18 protein-coding genes and 1 pseudogene are annotated in these 24,888 nt (G+C 40.0%); 5 read left to right on the top strand and 14 right to left on the bottom strand.

The window, feature by feature from the left end:
- The first annotated feature begins 574 nt into the window (after positions 1–574).
- Complete coding sequence (locus RMX89_RS29660; RefSeq protein WP_322691451.1) at positions 575–892, top strand: hypothetical protein; 318 nt, start codon at positions 575–577, stop codon at positions 890–892.
- Between the two features lie 258 nt (positions 893–1,150).
- Positions 1,151–1,630, top strand: a complete 480-nt coding sequence (locus tag RMX89_RS29655) for a DUF4383 domain-containing protein (RefSeq protein WP_322691450.1) — start codon at positions 1,151–1,153, stop codon at positions 1,628–1,630.
- Here RMX89_RS29655 and RMX89_RS29650 read toward each other — a convergent pair.
- The 8 genes from RMX89_RS29650 to RMX89_RS29615 all read right to left on the bottom strand — a co-directional run bounded on the left by RMX89_RS29650 (position 1,627) and on the right by RMX89_RS29615 (position 12,979).
- Complete coding sequence (locus tag RMX89_RS29650) at positions 1,627–2,634, bottom strand: glycoside hydrolase family 43 protein (protein WP_322691449.1); 1,008 nt, start codon at positions 2,632–2,634, stop codon at positions 1,627–1,629. The genes RMX89_RS29655 and RMX89_RS29650 overlap by 4 nt on opposite strands.
- A 154-nt stretch (positions 2,635–2,788) precedes the next feature.
- On the bottom strand, positions 2,789–3,598 hold the full coding sequence (locus RMX89_RS29645) for a phytanoyl-CoA dioxygenase family protein (protein ID WP_322691448.1): 810 nt from the start codon (positions 3,596–3,598) through the stop codon (positions 2,789–2,791).
- Positions 3,599–4,033: 435 nt separating this feature from the next.
- Positions 4,034–4,312 (bottom strand): hypothetical protein, encoded by a 279-nt coding sequence (locus RMX89_RS29640; RefSeq protein WP_322673029.1) that lies wholly within the window; start codon positions 4,310–4,312, stop codon positions 4,034–4,036.
- Between the two features lie 616 nt (positions 4,313–4,928).
- Positions 4,929–8,222: an efflux RND transporter permease subunit gene (locus RMX89_RS29635; protein ID WP_322691447.1), complete on the bottom strand. Its 3,294-nt coding sequence runs from the start codon at positions 8,220–8,222 to the stop codon at positions 4,929–4,931.
- An 18-nt stretch (positions 8,223–8,240) separates the two neighbouring features.
- Entirely contained in the window at positions 8,241–9,503 is a 1,263-nt protein-coding gene (locus tag RMX89_RS29630) for an efflux RND transporter periplasmic adaptor subunit (protein WP_322691446.1), read from the bottom strand.
- Between the two features lie 926 nt (positions 9,504–10,429).
- A complete protein-coding gene (locus RMX89_RS29625) occupies positions 10,430–10,816 on the bottom strand; it encodes a signal peptidase I (RefSeq protein ID WP_322691445.1) in 387 nt (128 codons plus the stop codon).
- Positions 10,806–11,885 carry a galactokinase gene (galK, locus tag RMX89_RS29620; protein WP_322691444.1) on the bottom strand — a complete coding sequence of 360 codons (1,080 nt, stop codon included), beginning with the start codon at positions 11,883–11,885 and terminating at the stop codon, positions 10,806–10,808. The genes RMX89_RS29625 and galK overlap by 11 nt, the downstream gene beginning before the upstream one ends.
- Positions 11,886–11,890: 5 nt before the next feature.
- Positions 11,891–12,979, bottom strand: a complete 1,089-nt coding sequence (locus RMX89_RS29615; protein WP_322691443.1) for a M24 family metallopeptidase — start codon at positions 12,977–12,979, stop codon at positions 11,891–11,893.
- A 365-nt stretch (positions 12,980–13,344) separates the two neighbouring features.
- Between RMX89_RS29615 and RMX89_RS29610 the strand changes: the two genes are divergently transcribed.
- Both RMX89_RS29610 and RMX89_RS34620 read left to right on the top strand, forming a co-directional pair.
- A complete protein-coding gene (locus tag RMX89_RS29610) occupies positions 13,345–13,626 on the top strand; it encodes a hypothetical protein (protein WP_322691442.1) in 282 nt (93 codons plus the stop codon).
- Positions 13,627–14,076: 450 nt separating this feature from the next.
- Positions 14,077–14,157, top strand: a pseudogene (locus tag RMX89_RS34620) (hypothetical protein); the annotation flags it as partial.
- A gap of 428 nt (positions 14,158–14,585) precedes the next feature.
- Here the strand turns inward: RMX89_RS34620 and RMX89_RS29605 are convergent.
- From RMX89_RS29605 to RMX89_RS29595, 3 genes are all read right to left on the bottom strand, one after another.
- Entirely contained in the window at positions 14,586–14,798 is a 213-nt protein-coding gene (locus RMX89_RS29605; RefSeq protein ID WP_322691441.1) for a hypothetical protein, read from the bottom strand.
- Between the two features lie 300 nt (positions 14,799–15,098).
- Positions 15,099–15,914 (bottom strand): alpha/beta hydrolase, encoded by an 816-nt coding sequence (locus RMX89_RS29600; protein WP_322691440.1) that lies wholly within the window; start codon positions 15,912–15,914, stop codon positions 15,099–15,101.
- Between the two features lie 55 nt (positions 15,915–15,969).
- Positions 15,970–16,362 carry a carboxymuconolactone decarboxylase family protein gene (locus RMX89_RS29595; protein ID WP_094350326.1) on the bottom strand — a complete coding sequence of 131 codons (393 nt, stop codon included), beginning with the start codon at positions 16,360–16,362 and terminating at the stop codon, positions 15,970–15,972.
- A gap of 222 nt (positions 16,363–16,584) precedes the next feature.
- On the opposite strand from RMX89_RS29595, the gene RMX89_RS29590 reads away from it, so the two are divergent.
- Positions 16,585–17,001: a (2Fe-2S) ferredoxin domain-containing protein gene (locus RMX89_RS29590; RefSeq protein WP_322691439.1), complete on the top strand. Its 417-nt coding sequence runs from the start codon at positions 16,585–16,587 to the stop codon at positions 16,999–17,001.
- Between the two features lie 190 nt (positions 17,002–17,191).
- Here RMX89_RS29590 and RMX89_RS29585 read toward each other — a convergent pair whose 3' ends face one another.
- The 3 genes from RMX89_RS29585 to RMX89_RS29575 all read right to left on the bottom strand — a co-directional run bounded on the left by RMX89_RS29585 (position 17,192) and on the right by RMX89_RS29575 (position 24,444).
- Positions 17,192–17,854, bottom strand: a complete 663-nt coding sequence (locus RMX89_RS29585; protein ID WP_322691438.1) for a nuclear transport factor 2 family protein — start codon at positions 17,852–17,854, stop codon at positions 17,192–17,194.
- Positions 17,855–18,296: 442 nt separating this feature from the next.
- Positions 18,297–23,723, bottom strand: coding sequence for an AAA family ATPase (locus RMX89_RS29580; RefSeq protein ID WP_322691437.1), 5,427 nt, complete (start codon positions 23,721–23,723; stop codon positions 18,297–18,299).
- 184 nt (positions 23,724–23,907) lie between these two features.
- Positions 23,908–24,444 (bottom strand): nucleotidyltransferase family protein, encoded by a 537-nt coding sequence (locus RMX89_RS29575; RefSeq protein WP_322691436.1) that lies wholly within the window; start codon positions 24,442–24,444, stop codon positions 23,908–23,910.
- Between the last annotated feature and the right edge of the window lie 444 nt (positions 24,445–24,888).

The raw sequence follows: 24,888 nt of genomic DNA, 5'->3' as shown, positions 1-24,888 counted from the left end.
TATTTAACGCTAAATTTATATAAACAATTGCCTGGTTTTAAGTATTAAAACAGTATTTTTATAAAACAAAATATTAATTTGTTATCTAGAATACATATTATTGTAACAACTATTTTATAAATCATAGTAGCAGAACTAATTTCTTTGATTGTTAGTTTTGGTAAATAAGTATTATAAATTTCACTCTGATGATATAGATATTATCTCAACCTTGGGTAGGATAAAAGCTTTTTGATTATGTGTAAGATTGATAATAATTCAATTCATAAACCTCACGCGATCGCTTTTAATGATGGAGCGATCGCGTTTTCTATCTCAGAGTTTTTCCAATAAAATAGGTAGTGCGATAAGTGTAGGCATTGGAAATAAATTAAGTAGTAAAGTTTCTGATTTTGAAAGTTTTTTTTGAAAAATTTAATAGATTTAATGAAAATTCCGACTTTAGATATAAAAAGTCAAATTTACTATTAAAACGACTGACAGAGAATACATTGAAACCTGTGACGGATAACCGCAAGTTTTATATTAGCTATAAGGTTATTTATCACTCTATTAGTCGAAAGAATTACGAGTAATGAATGCAAGTCTTTTATCACTACCTAAGTTTCATAGCGGTCAAAAGGTAGAGTTTATCGGCAAAGAAGGCATCATCAAAAATTACCGGCCTCAGTCAGGTAGCTGGGTTTATTTGCTAGAGATGCCTATGGGTTTAGAGCCAGAAATGGGTCGGGTTGGTTATGAAACTATGATTTGGCTATCCGAGGTAGATATCTATTCGCCCTTCAATAATTCTTTTCATAATAAAATTAGAAATCATGAACATCATGAACTAAAAATGCCATTTCTACAAGTGGCTAAAGCAACAAAGCATCATAGCAATGACAATAATTAATTAGCAAATATTTTTTAATCAAGATAAAAAACATAAGCCCCAAATTAAACTCAATTTGGAAGCTTTTTTAAAATAGTGTTTATTACCTTTGATAGAGTGAAATATATGAAAGACGAAGTTGAATTAAAAATATTATGTTGAGATAGTTAACTAGCTAGAGACGATCTATTTATATCTATTAAGAAATTAGATTTTGATGATTTATCAGCTAGGAGTTACTATTTCCTAAACATCTACACACTTACCAAGAGAAACAAGATGGAAAACATTAACCAGGCAAAAATGATCGAGCGTTACATTGCTTTGGCTATCGGAATCAGTTATTTACTTTTAGGTTTAGCTGGATTTGTACCAGCTTTGGTTTCATTACCAGGATCGAGCGAATCTTTTGTTCCACTCGATCAATCTACTAGTGCTTATTCTGCTGGTTTTGGTTATATCTTTGGTGCAATTCCCACCAATTTTTTGCATAATCTTGTTCGCTGTGCCGTCGGATTGTTAGGAATTACTTCTTACAACAATACTACCACAGCGCGTCTATTTAATCGTGGTTTTGCAGTTTCTTATGCCTTGCTGGCCATCATCGGATTGTTGCCTTTGGGTAAGACATTTTTTGGTTTAATGCCATTGTTCGGTGCTAATGTTTTGCTTAATGCATTAGCAGCGATCGCAGCTGGCTACTATAGCGTTGTTATACCAGCCAAAGTTAGCGGTGTTAATGTATCACAAAATCTTTAATAGTTGCTGATAGTCTGCGGTGTCCAGGTAGGGCCATTGCAAGATGGCCCTTCTGGTTTCCAGATCAGCATATCTAAGCAGATTTGCCGCATATCCATGTTTTTCGTCCAAGCATGGTAGACAACATACTCAGTCTTACCATCTGGCCCAAGAACAATAGAATTATGTCCCGGCCCGATGACAAAATTAGGAACAGACTTTAGCACCCGTGGCCCAGTTTCGTTACCTGCATCAGAGTAAGGCCCCATCACGTTGTTAGCAACGCCATAATCTACACCGTAGTTCTCAGTTTCCCAGCGTCCACCACTATAAAAGCAGTAGTATTTACCTTCATGCTTACGAACGCAGGGGCCTTCTAAAGTATGCCAATCATAAATTTCACCGTACATCAAACGATTGGCTAAAAACCGTTGCCAATCGGATCGCGCACGTAATACCACTTTCCCTTCACCAGCAAGTTTAGTCATGGTTTGGAGTTTGTCTACAACTAATGCTGTGCCAGCACGCACTCCATCTGATGTATCCAGAAAGTCACGGGCGTAAAACAAATACCACTGTCCATCGTCATCCTGGAATGGATGCGGATCGATCGCAAAAGGACAGGACTTTGGATCTACGACTGGTTCGCCAACATCTTGATATGGCCCTAACGGAGTATCGCTTGTAGCTACACGTAACTGATGATTCTTATCTTCATGCCCTACAGAATAGTAAAGATAAAATTGGCGATCGCAGTAAGCAACTTCGGGGGCCCAAAAATTATCGCCAAGGGCGGGATCTGGGCGTTGTAGCGCGTTACCAACATAATCCCAATTTACAAAGTCGAAGGAGCGTAACAGAGGAAAGACACGCGATTTATGATTGGAATCCACGGAGGTTACTTCATCTACCGTTCCTTCTGCTTCTGCTGCACCAGTACCGATCGCATAATATACGCCTTCGTGTTGCCAAACAAAAGGATCGGCAAAATAACCTTTGTAGACTGGATTAGTATAGGTTTGCATCTTAATTATCTATGGAATGACAAAAATCCTTCTTCCACTAGTGGTTAGTCAAGTTAAGTTTGCCGGGTTTGTAGTGAGGGCTTTAACGCTTAAATCAAGGACTAAAGTCCTGACTACAAACTTATTTACCAAGCATTGTTGCCTTGAAAAACTACTAGTATTTGAAATTCACGTAAGTTTCGACTTTGTTCTTAGGTAAGCTTTCTACTAGCTGACACCGTAGCATCTGCTTTAGTTTTTCTGGGAGACTATCATAATAGTCTTGTGGAAGAGTCAAATCTACCTTTGGTGTGTGCAACCAATGCATAGCATAGCCCATGACTACCATCGGCCTTGGGTGGTTTGTCCGATTTGGGGAACCCCGATGTAGTGCTAAAGGCGATCGCACCATCACGTCACCAGGCTGCATATAAAAGGATTCCATCGGAATTTCACCACTGGCAACTTTTTCTAATCCTTCTTCACGCGGTATAACATGAGTACCACGCGCCATTTGAAACGGCCCGTTTTCTGCGGTTACTTCCACCAGGGGAAAGTTAACTGCGAGGGCGTAAAGTGGTGTAACTATGCGATCGCTAAATAACGGGCGAAAATCCCGATGGGTTTCCTGATAATCTGAACCCTGGAATGGAACATCAACTCCCATCTGAACCATTACGTATTCTTGGTAAAACACGCGATCTAGGATACCCATAATCACTGGATTGGCAAAAACTAACTCATTAGCAAATGGGTAAATCCAAGGCAAGGTTAGATAGTAGCGGGAAACTTCACGAGGAGCCAACCCACCTGGTTGATTTTGACGCTCGTGAAATAAGTTTTCAAAAGCTTGTGCCCACTCGTCAATTAATTTTTGCTCAAAAACACCGGGAATTACACAAATTCCGTCTTGATTCAGTTTTTGAGCAAATCGGTCTAGGTCGGTAGCTGAATATTTCGCTATACCGCCTATACTTTGAACCATCTTTTTTATCCTCTTCAACTTATAAATAGAGGCGTATTAATATCAGACCTCTAGGAGATTTTTTATTGCTTGTCGATAGTAGCGCACTATTTTTAAAATTGGTGGCTTATGCCAATCCTCTGTAACAATTAATTTATATTAATTATAACGAATTACTTAACATAACCAAACTCTTTGACACTCCAGACAATGCAACGCGATCGCCTACTGTTTGAAGGGCATCTAATAGTCAAAAGAGTGCAGTTGGACTTAGCAAACCATCAATAGACACACCTGCATACATCAGCACATCGGCAGCTTTACGGGCGAAGGTAAGTGCGACTGCTAGCCCAATTCCAGAGTTACCACTTGTGAGTATGGCGGCAATGCCATCGCAGTTTTCCAGAACCGCGATCGGAATTTTTGCTATTGCTGTTAGTTCTTGTCAAAAAATTGTCATAAATTTTCTCGATCTGTACTTGAGTGAATAGCTTTGTTCAAATCCCGCAGCAATTCTTCTTCTGCATCCCGCTCTTGCTTGAGTTCTCGAATCATTTCTTGACTAGAACCAATCAACAAGCCAGCAACTGCACCAACGATCGCATATTTTTGCTCTAAATCTTTATACATTTGACTTGTGTAAGGGCAAGGAAGTAAATTAGCAATAATAAAACCAATTCCTGCACCTACAAATGCTGTCACAAAGGCAGAAAAAACGATTAATTTAGCGTTCATTTGCTTCGCTCCAATGCTTATAGCTTTGCTAAATTATCAGGAGATACTCTACATTGTGTCAGTGGTTCTCAAAGTTACAGCTTAATCTTTACCTCTTGTAATAATACCGATTCTGGGTTGAGTTGGTACTGAACCCCACCCCCAACCCCCTCCCCGCTCTTCGAGAGTCCAGGGTGGTTTCATACAAGCAGAGAAAAAATGAAACTATAGCAAGGGACTGGGGACTAGGGACTGGGGACTGGGTGAAAAGCCTTTTTGTGTCTAAATTTTATCATCTGTTAATGTCCTAACCATTTTGGCTGTTGCTATAGCTTTCTAAGTACAGCTTTGCGTAAAAACGTAGTGTTTTTAATGCAAGCCGATGCATTAACAAGGCCGCGGCCGCATTCACAATACAAGCCGATGCATTAACAAGGCCGCGGCCGCATTCACAATACAAGCCGATGTATTAACAAGGCCGCGGCCGCATTCACAATACAAGCCGATGCATTAACAAGGCCGCCGATGTATTAACAATAGACCTCTTGCAAAAAGCAATGAAAGCAAGAGGTCTAATAACCAATCTTTTGTCTTGACGGCGATTCATCGCGTTTCTTGCCTTAACCCTCTTCCTTTTTTACTTACTCGAATCATTACGTTTGTTATCATCAGCATTCTGCTTGATAATTACAGATGAATGTTGATGAGCGTTCGTCGTTCGCGCAGCGTCTCCGACTGGAGTTGGCATCGCTCTTGATTGTCCATCTTCGTTTCCATCTGGGGATGGCGGTTGGGAAGGTTTAGCAGGTTTTTTCTTCAAGAAGCGTTCTTCCAAAGTCTTGATGATTACGTACAGGACTGGAACAATTAGCAAACTCAAAATCGTTGCTACGAGTAACCCGCCAAATAAGGCTGTTCCTAACGACCAGCGTGAGGCAGAACCGGCTCCGGTGGCGATTACCAGGGGGAAAAATCCCAGCAAGGAAGCGCTTGAAGTCATTACAATCGGTCGAAATCTTTCTTGCGCTGCGGTTACGGCTGCTTGTCGAATTGTCATACCTTGTTCAAGACCTTGATTGGCAAACTCGACGATCAAAATCGCGTTCTTTGACGCTAATCCAATCAGCATCACTAACGCCACGTTTGCGTAGACATCATTCACCAAACCGCGCAAAGATAAGGCACTCAATGCGCCTAACAACGCTAACGGTACAGTTAACAAAATAATCGCCGGATCGATATAACTTTCATACTGAGCAGCCAGCGTCAGAAACACCATAATGATCCCGAAGCCAAAAATCAAAATCCCCAAGTTACCTGCACTTAATTCTTCGCGGGCAGTTCCAATCCAATCACTGCCAACACCTGGCGTTGCTGCTTCAGCCACCGCTTGTTGCATTGCCTGAATCGCCTGTCCACTACTGTAACCCGATGCTTCTCTACCTTGTAAATCGATCGCGCGGAAGCCGTTGTAATGGGAAATTACTGATGGGCCTGTAGTAGGTGTGATTTTTGCGACCTCACTCAATGGAACCATTTGGTTATTTGCCGATCGCACATAAAGCCGTTGAATATCATCTGGCGATCGCCGATAGTTAGCATCTGCCTGAACATATACGCGGTAGCTACGCTGTCCCAAAGTAAAATCGTTGACATACTGGGAGCCAATTGCAGCTCCGAGTGTGTTCACAGCTTGTTGAAAATCGATGTTAAGTGCTTCTAAACGAGTGCGATCGAAGTCAATTTGAAACTGTGGTGTACTAGCAGTAAACTGTGTAAAAACGCCACCTTTGAGCGCTGGTTTTTGATTTGCTTGGGCTAGCACCGCTTGAGCATTGGCAAAAAAATCATTGATTGTCAGTCGTCCGTTGGTACGGTCTTCTAGCTGTAATTCAAATCCTCCTAAAGTACTAAAGCCTTGAATCGGTGGCGGACTGACTGCGGTGATAATAGCTTCTGGAATCGTTGCAAATTCTTTATTGATTCGGGCTAAGATTCCAGAGGCACTTTGATTGGGTTGAGTGCGCTCCTCCCACGGCTTGAGTTTTGCAAAGAAGACACCGCGATTTGAACCACTACCTGCAAAGCCAAATCCCGAAGTGGCGAAAACGTTACTCACTTCTGGTTCTTTTTCGAGAATTTGTTCGAGTTTGGTAATTACTTGGTCGGTATAGTTGAGGGCAACTCCATCTGGCCCTTGAATAATACCTAAAACAATTCCCTGGTCTTCACTCGGAACAAATCCGGTGGGAACATGGGTAAACATGAAATAAGTCGCAGCTAAACCAACCACAAATAATCCAATTACCGCATAACGAACGCGAATCAGAAAATTCACCGTCGCTAAATACTTGTCAATGATCCATTGTAAAATTCGATTGAAACGGCCAAAAAACCAGCCAAGCGGCCCGCGTGCAGGGCGAGACGGACGGAGCAAGATTGCAGATATACTCGGACTAAAGGAAAGGGCATTAAAGGTTGAGATGGCGATTGAAAAAGCAATGATCAACGCGAACTGTTGATACATTTTTCCTGTCGAACCTGGGAAAAATGCCACCGGGATAAACACCGCCATCAATACCAGCGACGTTGAAACTACGGCTCCGGTAAGTTCATCCATTGCCTCGACTGATGCTTGCAGTGGTCGCATTCCCTGTTCAACCTTGCGGGCGATCGCTTCAACAACGATAATGGCGTCATCTACAACTAATCCTGTTGCCAAAATTAAGCCAAATAACGTTAAATTATTCAACGAGAATTTAAATATATAAGCGAATGCTAACGCCCCAATTAGTGAAACGGGAATGGAAACCAGGGGAATAATTGTGGCTCGCCAGTTTTGCAGAAACAGAAAAATCACCAGTACGACAAGAGCGATCGCTTCAACTAGTGTTTTCAGCACTTCTTCGAGTGACGCTTGCACAAATCCAACAGTATCGTAGACAATCTCAGCTTTTAAGCCCGGTGGAAAGTCTTTCATCAACTCATCCATCTGAGCCTGAACGTTTTTCGCCACATCCAGGGCGTTACTACCAGGTAACTGATAAATTGCTATCCCAATCGACGGCTTACCATTATTTCTGGCATTGCTGCTGTAAGTCTCCGAGCCAAGTTCTGCACGACCCACATCTTGGAGTTTAATTAAACTGCCATTACTTCCGGCTTGAATAACTAGATTTTCAAACTCTGACGCATTTTTAAATTGACCATTGACTCGCAACGGAATTTCATAACTTTGACCTGGAGGGATAGGCGATTGACCTAATGTTCCGGCTCCGGCGAGAATGTTTTGCGATCGCAATGCCGTAGCAACATCTGTCACAGTTAAGCCTCGACTCGCCAGTGCATTCGGATCGAGCCACAACCGCATTGCATATTGCTTTTCACCAAAAATTGTTAAATCCCCAACTCCCGGCGTTCTCAGCAGTTGATCTCGCAAATTCAGATCGATATAGTTACTAATAAACAGCGCGTCATACTCATTATTTTCGGGATAAAGAGCATAGACTAACAAAATACTTGTAGAAGATGTTTGTGCTGTCACACCGAATTGTTGCACCGTTGTTGGTAGGCGAGGTGTAGCACGGGCGAGACGATTTTGGACGTTAACTTGAGCAATATTTTTATCTACCTGCGACCCGAAATATACAGAAATTTGGCTACTACCTGCTGAACTGTTCGAGGTCATGTACTGCATTCCCTCAACACCGTTAATTTGTCGCTCCAGCGTAGTTGTCACCGCAGTTTCGACAGTTTCCACATCCGCCCCAGTATAGGAAGCTGAAACTTGAACGCGAATCGGTGCAATATCTGGCAAGTAATTAAGCGGCAGCAACGGAATACACACGCCACCGACAATCAGAATCAGTAGAGTGCAAACGGTAGTTAATACCGGGCGTTTGATGAAGGTATTCGCGATCGAAAAAATCATAAATTATCGATCCTGGATTTATGACACTGGTTGGATTGGTGCGCCTTCTCTAAGTTTGAGAATGCCAGAAGTTACAATCGTTTCGCCGGATTTAAGCCCATCGATCACTTGATAATTGGGCCCTTGAATATCTCCCAGGCGCACTAAACGCTGATGCACAACTTGCTGCTGTTGTCCATTGACGGTTTTGTTTTCGGTGACAAACACAAAACTTTGTCCACCAATGCGAGAAATTGCAACGGTGGGAATCAATATACCTGGTTGTCGATTCCAAATCACGCGAGCTCTAACATATTGTCCATCGCGCAATCGCCCTTGTGAATTCCGAAAGCGGGCTTTACTCAAAACTGACTGTTGATTTGAACTTACATTTGGAGAAATGTAGCTAATCGCACCTGTACCAATCACTTGCTGAGTGGTGGGATCGATTAGCTGCACGGGTAAGTTCGTTTGTAATTGGCGCGATCGATTTGAAGGTATAGAAAGATTGAGATCCAGTGAATCGTTTTGTGTGAGTGTGGTGATTGTTTGGCCGATGTTGACATAATCTCCAACCTTGACCGGAAATTCACCAACTACGCCAGTAATGGGTGCTACCACTTGCTTGAAATTGAGGCTGACTCGCGCCGCAGCTGTGCTTGCTTGAGCTTGGCGGATGTTTGCCTGTGCTTGGCGGACGGCTGCCCTAGCTGCTGCGACTTGCTTTTCGGAAGTTTGCAGGTCTGCTTGAGCAGTTTGTAAATTATTTCTACCAATGTCTAACTCTTGTCTTGCTATGGCTCCTTCGTTGACCAACTGTTGGCTACGATTGAACTGTGTCCGTTGCAGTTGAACATTTGCAGCCGCTTTGGTGCGTTGGGCTTCGGCTTGTTGTTGCTCTGCTTGAGCAGTAGCCAATGCTGCTTGCACCGAATTAGCAGCTGCGATCGAACTGGCGACATTAGCCTGAGCCTGATCTAAACTCAAAGATGCGATCGGCGTACCCTGCTGCACTCGCTGACCACTTGACACCAGAATTGATTCGATTCGTCCTTGAGTTTGGGGCTGTAGTATGACTTTTTGTTGCGCTTCCAACGATCCCACAAACTCGGAACTTTCTTCGATTGTACCTGCGTCAATTCTCTGAAGTTTTACTGGCAATGCTGGCGGGCTTTGAGCATTTGCTGCCGGATCGTTTTTTTGACAACCACTCGTCAATGCTGTGAGCATTAGTACGATAACTAATACTGGATTTGCGAGTAAAAAGTTTAAGTGTTTAAGTAGATAATTACGTTTTAGCATGAAACCAAATGCTGATTAGTTAAATCTAGGACTTACGCACGAGTTACGGAATAACGTAGACGCTTCGGCTTGCCGCAGGCTACCGCAGAGGCACAGAGAAGCCAGTGCGCCCTTGCGGTTCCCCGACTTGTTCGCTTTTAGCGTTCCCGCAGGGTAGCAACTGGCGTGGCACGGAGAAATCAGAGTTTGAGAGATATTTTGCGTAAGTTCTAAAATCTATACACTGTATAATTTTTCCGTCTCAATCTAAGGGATTAAGAAAGCCTCCAGCTTTGCTGCAAGACAGCAGAATTCAGGAGTCAGAATTCAGAAGTAATCGATTACTTATTAAACCCGAATCACCCCACCCCCAACCCCTCCGCAGGCGGGGAGGGGAGACAAAGCACAGCTTTGGCGGGGTGGGGTTCTTTTATTATGGGTAATTTAGCGGACATGATATAAAACAGGTTTTATACCTGGCTTTGAAACTTAGCTTGTGTACTTCACTAACTTGAAATCCGCAATAAACTTTCTATATGTCTAGATATTTTATCGATTCGCATTAGATGCATCTTTCATCGCATCACAGCTTTACGTCAAACAAACTTATCTCCAAAAAATCTTTAGCTTAATACTACGTGAGTTCGACGGATTAAAAAAAATACCAAAGATAGGATAATTAAGTTTGTAGGGTAGATATCAAAGATTTTTGAAAATGATAAATAAGTAAGTCGGCACAATAAAAGCAAACTATGTAAAGAAAAGTAAAGAAGGCTTAAACTCTTTTTCCTTCTGCTTCTGCCCGATCGCAACGAGAATTATTTCAGCCAACCTACTTAAGTATCTGACTTTGTATCTTAAATCTGATATTGACAAGCAAAGTAGTCCTGACAAATGAAGGAGCATCGAACCTAATTAAAATTAATTATGCTCAATTACTTAGCAAACTAAGGCTTTGACACTCCAGCCAATTCAACACTATCTCCTGGCTTTGAAGGCCATCTGACAGTCAAAATAGTGCAGTCGGACTCAGCAATCCACCAATGGGACACACCCGCACACCAAAGAACATAATCACCTTCACGAGATAATAAAATTTCTCTATCTTCAAATTGCAGGCGAAATTCTCCGTGAATGAGAATTGAAAGCGTTGCAGCTTGGTTATTTACCGCCCATTCAGTTCTACTTTCACCTGCTTTGTGAACAGCCCATTTTACTTCTAGCATTTCCGTGGAACGTGGATCGTCTTCAGGGGTGATAAAGTGACCCATGAACCATCCCCAACGATTTACACCTTCAACGCCTGCGTTTCCATAAACAACTTTAGGCTGCATCACTTAACTCCAAAGAAGGAACCAAAATTTGTCCGGTGTAACCTGCTTGCTTGTATTGTTCAAGAACATGAGTTGCAATATTTCTTCCTTCACCAGCCGCAACCAAAGCGACACAAGCACCACCAAAACCAGCACCTGTCAGCCTTGCACCAAACACTCCCCGAGTATTTTGCAACAATTCGACTAGAGTATCCAGCGCAGGTACGGACACTTCGTAATCGTCTCTCAAACTGGCGTGGGATGCGTTCATCAATTCGCCAAAGCGCTCAGATGTTACTCCCTGCAATACTTCCAAGACGCGGTTATCTTCTGTAACCACATGACGGGCACGACGGCGTAGAGGTTCGGGCAGTTTTTCTGTTACCTCAACGTCAGTAATATCTCGTAGTGCTTTAACTCCTAGCGATCGCGCCGCCTCTTCACACTCAGCCCGACGCTGGTTATAACCGCTAGTGGCAAGGGTGCGGGGTACGCCGCTATCAATAACCAAAATCTCTGCTTTCTCAGGCAAAGGCATCACCCGGCGTTCTAAAGTCCGGGTATCTAAAAACAAGATATGTTGAGTATCAGCCAAACTAGAAGCCATCTGATCCATGATGCCGCACTGGACGCCAGCATATTGAATTTCTGCTTGCTGGGCAAATTGGGCAATTTCAACGTCATCAATGGGAAGCTTCAGAAGTTGGCGTAATCCCCGCAGCGTTGCCACTTCCAAAGCCGCGCTACTAGACAAACCCGAACCCATCGGAACCGATGATTTGACGTATACAGAAAGCGATGGTATTGTGTGTCCTGCTTTTTGCAAAACCTCAATACAGCCAAAAATATAACTAGCAAATCCAGACGGGGTATGATTGTCTAAAATGCTCACTTGCTCGTTGAGATTTTCCGAGTGAAAGTGATGATGGCCATCGCTACTCAAACCTAGCTCTACCGTCGTAGATTGAGGAATCGCAGTTGGCAGAACGAAGCCATCGTTATAGTCGGTATGTTCGCCTAGTAAATTTACTCTTCCTGGCGCACTGGCTTCAGTTTCAGATGGTTTCCCGAATACTTGTTGAAAATCCATAATTTTTAATTGTACAAAGGTACAGGGCGTAACCTTCCTTCTACCTCAACATTAGGAAAATTTGGATCGAAAGTTAAATTTTCCAATTTTCCATCCTTGAGAATCACAAAAGTATCTTCAACCTTTGCCCCTGGTAAACTAGGGTTCCAAGCAACAGCAATACCTTCTGTCAAAGTATCAGTAGTAGTTGGATTGGCGACGATTTCTCGCGCCAGATATCCAGTGGTTCCTCCCTGGTGGTGTTCGCGGATGGCATTAGGAAATCCATGCTGCTCATAAGCCTGAGTTAGGGCGTGATAAACTGCATCGAGACTGGTTCCGGGTTGGCACAAATTCAAAACTACTGCTTCTATTTCGCGCACATGGGAATGTAATTCGGCTCGTTCGTCTGAAAGCTTACCAAAACAAACAAATCGCGTTAGATTTGCATACAAACCGTAACCTCTTGCGCAAAACACCAGCATCGCTTGCTGTCCAATCTGTTCTCCGGTGGCTGTTGCATGACGGTACAGCGGTAAACGTCTTTCACCCGCTACCAGTGTCAGCGCTGGATGCAACCCTTTCGCCCATAAAGCCTCTGCACCTGCACCCGCTAACTGATATTCTGTCCAAGTTGGCTTGGCGGCTTTGAGTACCTCTGTCATTGCCTGACTAGCTTTTTGCCCGACTTGACGATATCGCTCTAATTCACTTGACATCATTACCCGTTTATGATTTTGCAGAGTTGGGGGTAACGGTTTTTCTAAATTGGAGATGGGGCGATCGCTAATTGTTTTTCCACCACCAGTTACATCACGAACAAAAGACTCACGGGCAGCATAATCAGCCCAAGGGTTCACATATACCCTAAAATTAGCTGGCAGTTCTTCATCCTGAAGACGCTGGGCTTCAATTTCATCCGTCAATACCCAGGCATCTTCAGTAGTTACTAATACTTCTGCTACACCAGTTTCAGCAGTCAGCAGCACGGTATTAGAAGCGCCAGCCGTCACCCAGGCAAACCAGTCTGTACCACGCAAACGCAGGCCTTGCACTTCGGATTCATGCAAGGTTTGTCTGATTAATTCGAGCTTTTTGGAGACTTCCTCATTCATACAAAATTAGTAACTACATGATGAATACAGACAATTATGAGATTCATCTGTGTTTATATGCGTATGTCTATGGTTTGAAAAAAACGTGAGTACGGTATTATATCGAGTTTGGCATTTCAATATTTACAACTAGTACTTATAATCCCTTGGCCTTTTTCTCTGTAAAGCATCACTAGTAAATATACTCACTTCGCCGAATTAGTAATTTTCTAAAAACTCAAAAATTTAAATTTCATCCAGTTGCATAGAAAAGTGTATTTGTCATTACAGATCGACTTTACATTGACTAACCCCTTTAGGTGAACCGCACATCAAGCCAAGGTAGTTCTCAAGAACGATGTAAGCGTTAGCCAATATTTGAAACTATGAAAGCACAAAAGCTAGAAGGACACGAAAAAAAGCCCATGAAATCCCAAGAGACTGAAAACAAAATAACAGAAAATAATATTCCTCTGCCAGAGAACACAGCTAGCGATATGAATCCTCAAGAAACCGGGAAATCTGAGCCTATTACTCAGGCACAAAGGGATAGTGTAATCACCAATCAGGACTTACCTAATCCACTAGTTCGCTATGGTTTTACGCTGGTTATATTGGCTACTTTCTTATTTGTTGTCGCCATTTACTACGGAATTGTTAACCCCTAATTAATTTAACTGACTTAGGTTTCATAATAAGTACAAATTACTAGGATTACAGCTTACTAACTACTTCTATAGCAATCCTAAATCATTCGTGAGAGAGAAAATCGCTGAAAGGCTTTAAAACACCCACTTTTAATCTCAGTGTTTTCTCACGTTTCAATTCGGATTGCTATAGATAAAGTTGAGCTTAATTTTTTGTTTTATTTTGCTAAAAAATCATTATTCTTATGCCACATACTTACAAAATCTTAAGCTCATTTTCATAAAAAATTTGGTAACCTTTGGAGCTTTGACACTGTATTTAAGACTACAAGTTCATTTAATACAAATATACTCCAATAGTTAGATGGAAATAGCAGTCGTTAATTAGTTTATTACTTCTATGGAAATGAATTGCATCATACCGTCTAATGATGTAAGTCTAAGAATTAAACCTGTTTTATCCTCAATACTCATCACCATTTAGCGATCGCAGTCATCTTTATCGTTGCCGATCACCAGTACCGGACTAACTTCGGCATTGGTCACAGCATCTGACCTTAGCTATCTCCCCCTCTATCCCGTCCGGTTAAAGGGGGATTTTTGTATATTCAATACCTTCGCCAAAAAAAAGAAATTGATTATATGAGGTGCGCTAGCAAAGCGTAATACCAATTCACTAAAGTTATGAAACAGATGTAAACCCTGAAAAACTTGATCTCTCTAAGTTTTTTAATTGTGTTAGCGTAGCGGGGCAAAGTTAGACGTAGTAGCGTGACATGCTTAAAATGTTGGGTTTAAAAAACTCACAAAGACTAAAATCTAATCATTAACAGAATTATTCAACCCAATAAATTCAACTTGCCGCGCTTGTAGATTGGGTTGCGCTCCGCTCCACCCAACCTACAATTTTTTTGCAATATTTTAGCCTTGCCATGCCACTACGCATATTTCAAAAATCAAATATGAGTACTATAGTTACTTCAGGTACTAGTATTTGATTTTTCACCTGGACGTTCGGTAGCAGGAGGAAACTTAACACTTTCTTCGACTCTATGGACTTCTGTGTTAGTTTGCTCTTCCGACAGGAGATCATCAGGGTTTAATGATTTATCAGCAGCATCATCAATTACTCCATTGGCATTAACATTGGGTTTATCAGAAGTTCCTTTATGGTTAGCATGTCCACTGGGCATAACTATTACCTCTCATTTTTATAACTAAACATCCCCAGACTAAACTTTTTTGTTTAGAGAAATACACTATCAGAAGGCTTATAGCAAAACTATCAGAATCCAGTCTAGAGTTATATAGATTTCTCGTAAGGGTAGAGCAATACTCATTGATGTCAACTTAAGCAAAAAGGTTGCAGAAGATGTCATCTAAGAACATCAAACCAGATGTTCTTAGTGATACATCATGAATAAAAAACGTCCAGCGCGACTCGGCAACCCAGACCTGCGTCAACAAAAACCTTCTACCTCTGTTGTTAATAATCAAAAATTGCTATAAGTTGGCTTCAACTTCCCCAGAAATTTGAGTATGGCTGAAACTACAGCATCCGGCGACTCAATCAAGAAGCCGTGACCACCGCGTTCGATGACTACAAGTTCAGCATTGGGAATACCTTGAGCAAGTTGTTGAGAAAACTTTAGCGGAGTGAGAATATCTTGTTTACCAACCAGAACTAAGGTAGGACAATGAATTTCTTGGAGGCGGTCTATTGTGTTACTACTAAGGATGGCTTGGCTGTGATGATAAAGTGAATGAGTTGCAGGCGGGAAAGGATATCTGATCGCAAATTCAATCAGACCTTCGATCGTGCCAGGAATTGAGTAGAACGTATCTGTAAATATCCAGGGCAATATGACTTTTTCATAAAGTTTTAAGTCTACATGACTAGGAAGTTCGCCCCAAGTCTCAATGATGCTGTTGAATAATGCATCACCTTTTGCCAAAGATGAAAGTAGCATTAGACTTTTTACCTTTTCAGGGTATGCTAACACTAGCTCTTGAGCTATCTGACTACCCATTGAATGACCTGCTAAATGCACCCGATCGATGCCGATGCGATCGAGCAATGCTGCAACGTCACTAGCCATCTGCTTCAGACTATAGGGGTTTTCGGGAGCAGAACTTCTCCCCATACCTCGGTTATCCAAGCGAATGACTTGATACTGCGAAACCAGCGATGGCATAATCAGCGACCAATAAGCATGATCGCAAAGAAAGCCAGCTATTAATAGCAAAGGCTCACCTGTTCCCTTAATGTCGTAGAACAAATCAATCCCGTTAATCTGAACCTTGGGCATAGTAAATGATTTTGCTAAACCTTATTTTTAAGTAGGGATAGACAAGGCTAAATTCCTACGTCTTGAATTTCTCGTCCACCGGAATTTGATAGCCATTGGCGAGGCGATTGGTCATATTAGCAGTAGCTGCGATCGCCATTAGTTCCCCAAACATAGTATCATTCATACCCTTGGCACGTGCTGCCGCTGTGTGCGAGGCGATGCAATACTCACAGCCATTCGTTGCACTCACAGCAATATAAATCAGTTCGCGCATCAATGGATCGATCTCACCAGGGCTAACCATCACTTCCTTCAACGCTTGCCACGTTCGTTGCAGGGTGGGAGGATGGTTGGCTATGGCTTTCCAAAAGTTATTGATGTAGTCATTCTGACGTGTAACGCGGATGTCGTCATACACTGCACGTACTTCGTCGCTGGCTTCTTCGTATTCAATCAGCTTAGTCATGTTTTGATTCCATATAGTTTCCCCAGCGAGTGGGAACCCCTAGATTGTAATACTGAGTTGCAATTAAAGATAGTAATATCATGTCCTCTAGGCGTCCATAGGTGAAAATTCTACATCGTCTACAAACGACTTGGCATAGACTAGCATTTCTTGGGTGTTCTAATAGAACAGACTAAACAGGAAATTTACACTATCTTGTCAGATAAATAGGTGGGGTAGTCTATGAAAAAATTCCTACAGCGTATTAAAGCATTACTCAAACGTATCCTCAAGAGGTCTGCATCCAATTCTCAGCAACTACCACCTCTAATAAATACTCGATTAGAAACTTCTATTTCAACTGTTTCTCCCCGATGGGAATCTGGTTTGGTGCTTGTGTGTTCGCAATGTGCAAACGAGCGGTTAGGCTCAACCGCTTCCGAAGATTTAGAGAATTGGTTGAAATCTCGTTTAAAGTTTGAGGGATTATGGGGTGATTTTCGGGTAGTTAGCACCAGTTGTTTAGGAGTTTGTCCCCGGATGGGCATTACTGTAGTTATTGTAAGTAATGGAAGTCACGGTAATAGTCCGTGCTTAATTGTAAATCCTCAAAGCGATCGCGAACTTCTCTATTCATACATCAAACAGAATATAAGCTGACGGCAAAACTTTGTTAAAGCTTCTAATTATTGAATATCAGACTGGATTCGACCTTGCACTATGTTTCAATCAAGTGGCAAATAAAAAAGGGAAAAGGGTGTGAATATTGGAATTCACCCCTTTTTACAGGTTATTAGGGAGGTAAAAAATACTTATCCAACCCCTATTAATATCATTCTGGTCTCAAGAATTATTCTTTTATACGAGGTATATTTGGTCTTATAAAGGTAGCTGAGGAATTAGCACTTCGAGCATTAGTGCTTGAAGAAGCAGTAGTTGGCGAACTGAGATTCAAGAAATCGATGAGTTTGAGAGTACGATTACGAATTTTCCAACGCCCATTTCTGTTAACGACTTGATCTTCATAAGTGCCATTAGCGACATCAATGCTGGTTTCCGAGCGTTTGTGAGTCGCATGGAGATAAGAAGTCATCGTTGCTTGATTATTTTGAATTGAAATGTTTATTGTACCCATCAAGTGTTGAGTAGCCGTGTAACCATTTCCTTGAAATACTGAATAGACAAAATCTGCCCAAGAATCTGTCCCATAATTTGTTTGAGTTGCCCCATCAGGAAAAATGGCGGTAAGGACTGAATCTTGAGTAAAACAATCCCGATAAATATTTTTTCCTTCTTGGAGATTTCCTCTACCAATAGCGTCAGTTCCCAGGGCGTAACAGGATGTTAATTTTTGAATTTCTAATTCTGCATTAGGTTGAGTTGCACTTGCTACCTCAAACTTACCTCCAACAAACAGCACAAGAATAACTGCAAGCGCAATTAAAGTTATACGATTTAACAGGAACGAAATAGCTTTTGAAACTATTCCCCCATTTTCTCTTCTTTTTTCCACAAGATGATTCCCTCAATTATTTACGATTTTTGCATCTTGTACTTTACTACAAACTAAAGTTTGGGCTAATATTTTTAGCCCATCAAAACTGTCTAATATGCTTGTAGACTTCACTAGTAATTGACTTTTATATCTACTAGAAAATCTTTTTTCTAGTAAATGATAAAGCTAGTACATACAAGAGTTGATGTATACAATTAGTTATAACAGTTAATTAATAAGTTACAAGTGCTAATTGTAACTAACTTTGTATTGATTTGATTAAGTAATAAAGTCACTACTTACATACAGGACTTACGCAACCATCACCCTTGAGAAACAGTAAATTTATCGAAAATTCACTTACTCAAAATTGCCAATGCAGATATAAACTAATTTAATCAAGAATACTGCAAACCATCCGCATCCATACCGAAATTTAAGCAAAACTATCAAAAATTCCTTATTCCCCCAAAATTGGAATAAAAATTATAAATTGTGTTCCTTGTCCCAAGACTGATTCACAAATCAAATTTCCACCATGATTTTCAACTATAATTTGCCGACTAATGGATAATCCTAATCCCGTACCTTTTCCTACACATTTGGTAGTAAATAAATGTTCAAAAATGCATTCTTTAACTGCTTCAGGCATTCCTTTGGCATTATCTTGAATCTTGATTACCACCTTTTCATTATCTACTTGTAGAGAAGTCTCAATAGTAATAATATTAGGATACTTTTCTTGAATTTCTAAAAAATCACGACCGATATTTGCTTCTTCTAAAGCATCGATTGCATTTGCAATAATATTCATAAACACCTGATTCAATTGTCCCAAATAGCATTTCACGGATGGGATATCTGCATAGTGCTTAATAATCTTAATTGCTGGACGATTACCATCGGCTTTCAGACGATGTTGTAAAATCATCAAGGTACTATCAATACCTTCATGGATATTAGCTAATACTTTGGAGGTAGTATCAGCACGAGAAAAAGTACGAAGAGATGTACTAATATTGCGAATACGCTGTGTTCCCACTGTCATACCATCAATCATTTTTGGTAAATCTTTTAGCAGAAAATCTATATCTATCTCTTCAGCTTTTTCTTCAATTTCAGCGCCAGGATTGGGGAATTTTTCTCGGTACAGTTGCAGATAGTCTATTAAATCTTTAACAATATCTTTTGCTTGGGCAATACTACCTGTAATAAAACCAATGGGATTGTTTATTTCGTGTGCTACACCTGCAACTAAATTACCCAGAGAAGACATTTTTTCACTTTGGATAAGTTGTAGTTGCGCCTCTTGTAAATCTTTTATCGATTGTTCTAACTCTTTAGATTTATCTTGCGCCTTTGTGTACAAACTGGCATTTTCTATTGCAATAGCCATTTGAGAAACTAAGACTTTTAATACCTCTACCCTTTCTGGAACAAAAGCCCCTGATGATAACTGGTTTTCTAAATAAATAATACCAGTAAGCTGTGATTGGTACATAATCGGCAAACAAAAGATTGATTTTGTTCGAGATTTTTGGATATAGATATCAAAATTAAAAGGCTCTGTAATTATTGCATCATTTAATACAATATATTGCTGAGTTCGGAGAACGTAATTAATCACAGACAGTGGTAAATCTTGATAGGTTTCAACCGGAATAGAACGTAAAACCGTCACCACATCATCAGTAGCATTTCCAGAAGCTTCAATATACAAATGATTATCTTTAAGTAAGAGTAGTGCTGCTTTTTGGGCAGCAGCATTTTCTAGTAAAATTTGGATTAGCTTACCCAATAAATTTTCTAAAACAATTTCATTAGTAATCGCTTGTGAAAATTTGATGAATGCATTAAAATCTAGAAAATCGCTTAAGCTGTTATTGGTAGTAGTGTTAGTGGTAATATGAGTTGTATCAAGTTTTGAACTAGTGTTTTCTATGGTAGTAGTTTGTCCTACTAGAAAAACATACTTTGATTCTAGGTGTTTAACTTTGGCGATCGCACCCCAACGAATATAGGCATAATAGGCTTTAGTTATATAAGTTTGATGAATTAATTCTTTACCTAGAAACTGATAAAATTTTCCAGCTAACTCATAGGCTAAAGCTTCTTCTTGGAGAAAACCGTTTGCTTGAGATTTGGCAATCGAGTTTTCATAATAGTCCATTGCTTCTAGCTTTTGACCCAAAACCTGACACCGTTCTGCCTCTACGAGATAAAATCTATGTAAGTGATTGGTAGGAGCATGAGTAGCCCAGAGTTCCATCTTTTGCTGATTAGCTTGAACTTTTTCTAGAATAGCTTGCTTCTCAGACTCTTTAGCAGTATGATATATTGCCAAGTGGGCTAAAGAATCGTAGAAATAAAACACTGGGACAACAAACAACCCTGTAACACCACCTAAAGAGTTTTCTGCGATCGCAGCATTTTCTACAGCTTTAAAATACTCTCCAAATATGTAAGAGAGCATTAGCTTATTAACAAATAAATGGTTAATTGTGTAAAGGTCATTTACTTGCTGATGAATTGGCAGCATACTTTGCTCGTTGTAGGCTTCTCCAATTAAACAGTCCGCATTTTCAAAACTTCCTTTCAAGTTCAAAACTGTTTGCAAATACACTGAGTTCCAAGTGAAAGCTACTTGTTGATTGATTTTTTTCAGCGAATCACAATAAGCTATCAGTTCTTTTTCTAGAACCCAAAGTTCTTTACCCAGCCAAAATGAATGATAGGGATAAATGTAACCACAATAACCAGCATATTCTAAATCCCCAGTCTCCAGACCACTAGAATATCCTGACATTGATGATGTTAATGTCTCTCTAACATGCTCTTTCCAATGCATAACATGGGCACTAACAACCGTCAGAATTTTCGCCTTGAGTTCTTCAGCATTAAATTGTGACACCAGATGTGAAGCTAATTTCCCAAATTCATAGCCAGAATCAATTTCTCCTTGAATTCCACAAAGAAGTAATCCATAAAGACTATAACCATAAGCAGATACAGCTGTATTTCCATACCTTAAGGACAAATTAACCATTTTACAGACAATAATTGGCATCATTGCCGGAGCAGTTTGAAAAGCCGCAGGTAAAACTCCCATTAAGATTCTCATCGCTGCAATCTTGTTAGGATCGGTCATTAATGGTAAATTAATTAAATCTGCAATGGCTTTCCCTTTCAAAGAAACAGCAATTTCATCCATTCCCTGCTGAATATCAGTTGATGTCGGTTCGTCTGGAAAATTTATTCCTAATAATTGCAGAATTGATACTGCTATTTGAATGGCTTCCAGTTGTTTGCTTTGAATGATAGAAGCGATAATCTGTACTTCATAGACTTTTACTTTATCTAAAAGAATTTTGGCTTTTTGCTGCACCACCTCAGCCCAAGTTTGCATCTGCTCAAAATCACCACCCAGATAGGCTGCTTCTGCGGCTCCTTCATATAAACCGATGGTTAAGGTATATTCCGTTTGCCAAGCGTCTATATTTAAAAGTTCTATTCCATTTGTGAAGTATTTAAGAGCAGCTTCGTAAGCTGTAGAAGCTTTAGCTTTTCGTCCTGCAATTAAATTTAATCGTGCCAATTCAGTTTTTTCAGATTGCTCTACCAGGTTAACAATACCTACATTTAACTGATTGACGATATCAAAAATATTAGCTTCTATTTCCTCTTTAGGTATATTTTGAAGAAGCAATTGCCCAATTCTCAGGTGAGTAGATTTTTTCAGTTCTTCTGGAATCAACGAATATGCTGCTTGTTGTACTCTGTCATGCAAAAACTTGTAACCCACCCGTGAAGTGTCGAAATTTAAATTAACCGCTTCTTCTTGATTAAAAACTAAAGGGATGCGGTAAGCTTCATTTAAAGGCAGAATTAATCCTGCTTGCAAAGCTGAGTGTAAATCATTTGCTGTCAAAGAAGGTGATTTTTCATTGACTATCGATAAAACATCCAAACTAAATCTGTCACCCACACAAGCTGCTAATTTTAAAACATCTTGGGTGAACTTTGGTAGTTTTTCAACTCGGCTAGCAACTAATTCCACTACATTCTTCTCGGTAATTCCAATTGCTTGAATATCCTTTAAACTCCATTGCCATTTAGCATTAGCAAAGTCAAACGTTAACAATTTTTCTTGATGAAGTACTTGAATTAGTTGTGTTATGAAAAATGGGTTCCCACCTGTTTTGTTATAAATTAACTCAGCTAGCTTAATAATTTCTTTTTTAAAGACTTCTGTTTCTTCATCCTGCCTAACCTCTATTTCTTGAAGAGTTTCGGCAACTAGTTGAGTGACATTATCTAAATTTAAAGGTTGCAATACAATATTATTAACAACAGTACCACTATTTTTAATTTCTTCTATCTTTTGGATTAAAGGATGTGCTGAACTAACTTCATTATCTCTGTATGCCCCAATAAATAAAAAATATTTGCTGTCTATATCAGTTATGAGCAGTTGAATTAGATTTAAAGTAGCTGAATCTGCCCATTGTAAATCATCTAAAAAGATGACTAATGGGTGTTCTTTTTGAGTAAAAACCTGGATAAATTCTTTAAAAACATGATTGAAACGATTTTGTGATTCTGTAGCCCCAATTTGGGCAACTTCCGGCTGTGTCCCGATGATTAATTCTACTTCTGGAATTACGTCAGTAATAACTTTTCCATTTGTTCCTAAAGCTGCTAATATTTTACTACGCCATATTTCTATTTTTTCATTATTCTCGGTCAGCAAATATCGCATTAAGTAAGCAAAGGCTTGAATTAAAGAAGCATAAGGTATATTCCGTTTTAACTGGTCAAATTTACCAGAAATAAAGTACCCTTGTCTACGAGTAATTGGTTTATTAACTTCATTGACTAGAACTGATTTGCCAATCCCAGAATAACCAGAAACTAGCATCATTTCACTAGTTCCAGATGAAACTCGCTCAAATGCAGCTAAAAGTTCATTAACTTGTTCTTCACGACCATATAATTTTTGAGGAATTAATAACTGGCTCAATATATCTAAACGACCTGGCACAAAATCAGTAATGATTCCCTTTGTTTCTAACTGCTTGAGACATGATTCTAAATCTGCCAATAATCCTGTCGCACTTTGATATCTATCTTCCGCATTTTTTGCCATCAACTTCATTACAATTTTAGAGATGGCGGCAGGAATTTTTGAATTTAATGATTGCGGGTTTCTCGCTTGAACTGCAATGTGACTATAAACTACTTCTAAGGGATCTTGGCTAACAAATGGTGTTTTCTCAGTGAGCATTTCATATAAAGTCACACCAAGAGAATAAAAGTCAGTACGATAATCAAGAATGCGATTCATTCTCCCAGTTTGTTCAGGAGACATATAGGCAAGTGTGCCTTCGACGCAGTTAGGGTTATTAAATTGGGGATTTTCTTTATTGAGACGGGAGGCTATACCAAAGTCAGCGAGTTTAACAATACCTGTCTGGGAGTTAATTATGATGTTATTAGGTTTGATATCTTTATGAATAATCTGATTATTATGCAAATAATCTAAAGCTTTAGTAAGTTGAATAGCAATTTTTAAATGGTTAATTAAGTCAAGTTTTTTTGTTTGGAGCAGTTGAGATAAAGACTGGCCGCCAAAGTCTTCTAGCAATAATCCTACACGGTTTTCAAAGGTTTCTAGACTGATAGCTTTAACTATATTGGGATGGTCTAAACCTTGTTGAATTTGATACTCATTTTTAAGGCGAGTAAAGGCTTCAAGGGTCGGATATTCATTTTTAAGCAGCTTGAGGATAACTCGCTGTTGCGTCTTTGGCGTTTGTGCTTGATAAATAATTGTTTGGATTCCTTCGTGGAGAGTGGAGTTGATTTGGTATCCAGTACGATTTGGCATTGATTTTTGACTATAAAGTTATAAAATTAGTGTCATACCCATTCTGCGGTGAAAGGGGTTCTAGTTTAATTATTCCCAGCAAGATCAAATTATTAACATTGGGATTCCGTACTTAAGGTTTGTACATTAACAAGTAATTATTCTTTTGTAATAGAAACTAGTGGCTAAAATGTGATTGTAACTTTTACGCCAACCGCAGATAAGGACACTTCTGTAAAAATCCAGATGCTTTTTTATGGGCATCCAAATTATGAGTATGCGTTGGCGTAGGTCGAATAATGCCATCAAATAGGTCATCCAACCCGTAGGGTGTGAAAAATTGCCATTGTCCCTGGGTATCTAGTCGAACTCCCACAGCAGTAGCGGTGTGCAGCCAATCTGTGATGCCATCCTCTGTACTAGTGTAAGGTCTGCTACCAAGCCGCCAACGAGCAAAACTGGCTTGATTTTTGACATCAAACTCGTCATCAGGAAATTGTTTTGTGAGAATCGCCTTTGCTGCTAGTTCTTGGGAACGGTTTCCCTCTATATCAAAGAATGCAATATCAAAATCTTTAATACCTAACCCACAGTCATTGCCAAAAATTGAAGACCAAACGGTGTTTCGGACTGCACCCCCGGCTAACCACCAGTTAGGTAGATTTAGTTGAGCGATCGCTCTTAATACTGTATAAATACGTGTTTCAGCTAAAATCATCTGTAGGCGAGTGTTACTATTCATATCAAATTCCTGGGATTAGTCAAGTAGAAGGTGAAAATATTATCATTCGCATTTCATTAAACTTACGGTATTGATAGTCCTGTTGTGATACTTGGCACGTCAATGTTTATCAGGAGAAATTCTGTATTAATAGTATAAATAAAATACGTTGCACAGAAGGTTAAATTGTGAATTTAGAATTTAGATTTATATCTAGAACCGGGTGGTAAAATGACCTATCTTTATGATTTTTGTGACAACTAGAAATTTGATGTGCAGTTAGAAGCAATTAATCCACTTGATAGCAAAATCCAAAAACCGAAGATTTTAGAAGTTCACGGAAATGCACCTCAACAGTATTGGAGTTAGGATGAGTGATGAAAAGGATTTAGGAAAGTGCAGAAAATGAAAATACAGCACTTTCGAGGTTTGTGAGGTACACTAATTAATAGAGTATCAAGAACT

Source organism: Nostoc sp. DedSLP04 (genome assembly GCF_034530775.1).
In the GTDB taxonomy this organism is placed as follows: Bacteria; Cyanobacteriota; Cyanobacteriia; order Cyanobacteriales; family Nostocaceae; genus Nostoc.
This window is presented reverse-complemented; position numbering and strand designations above follow the sequence as displayed.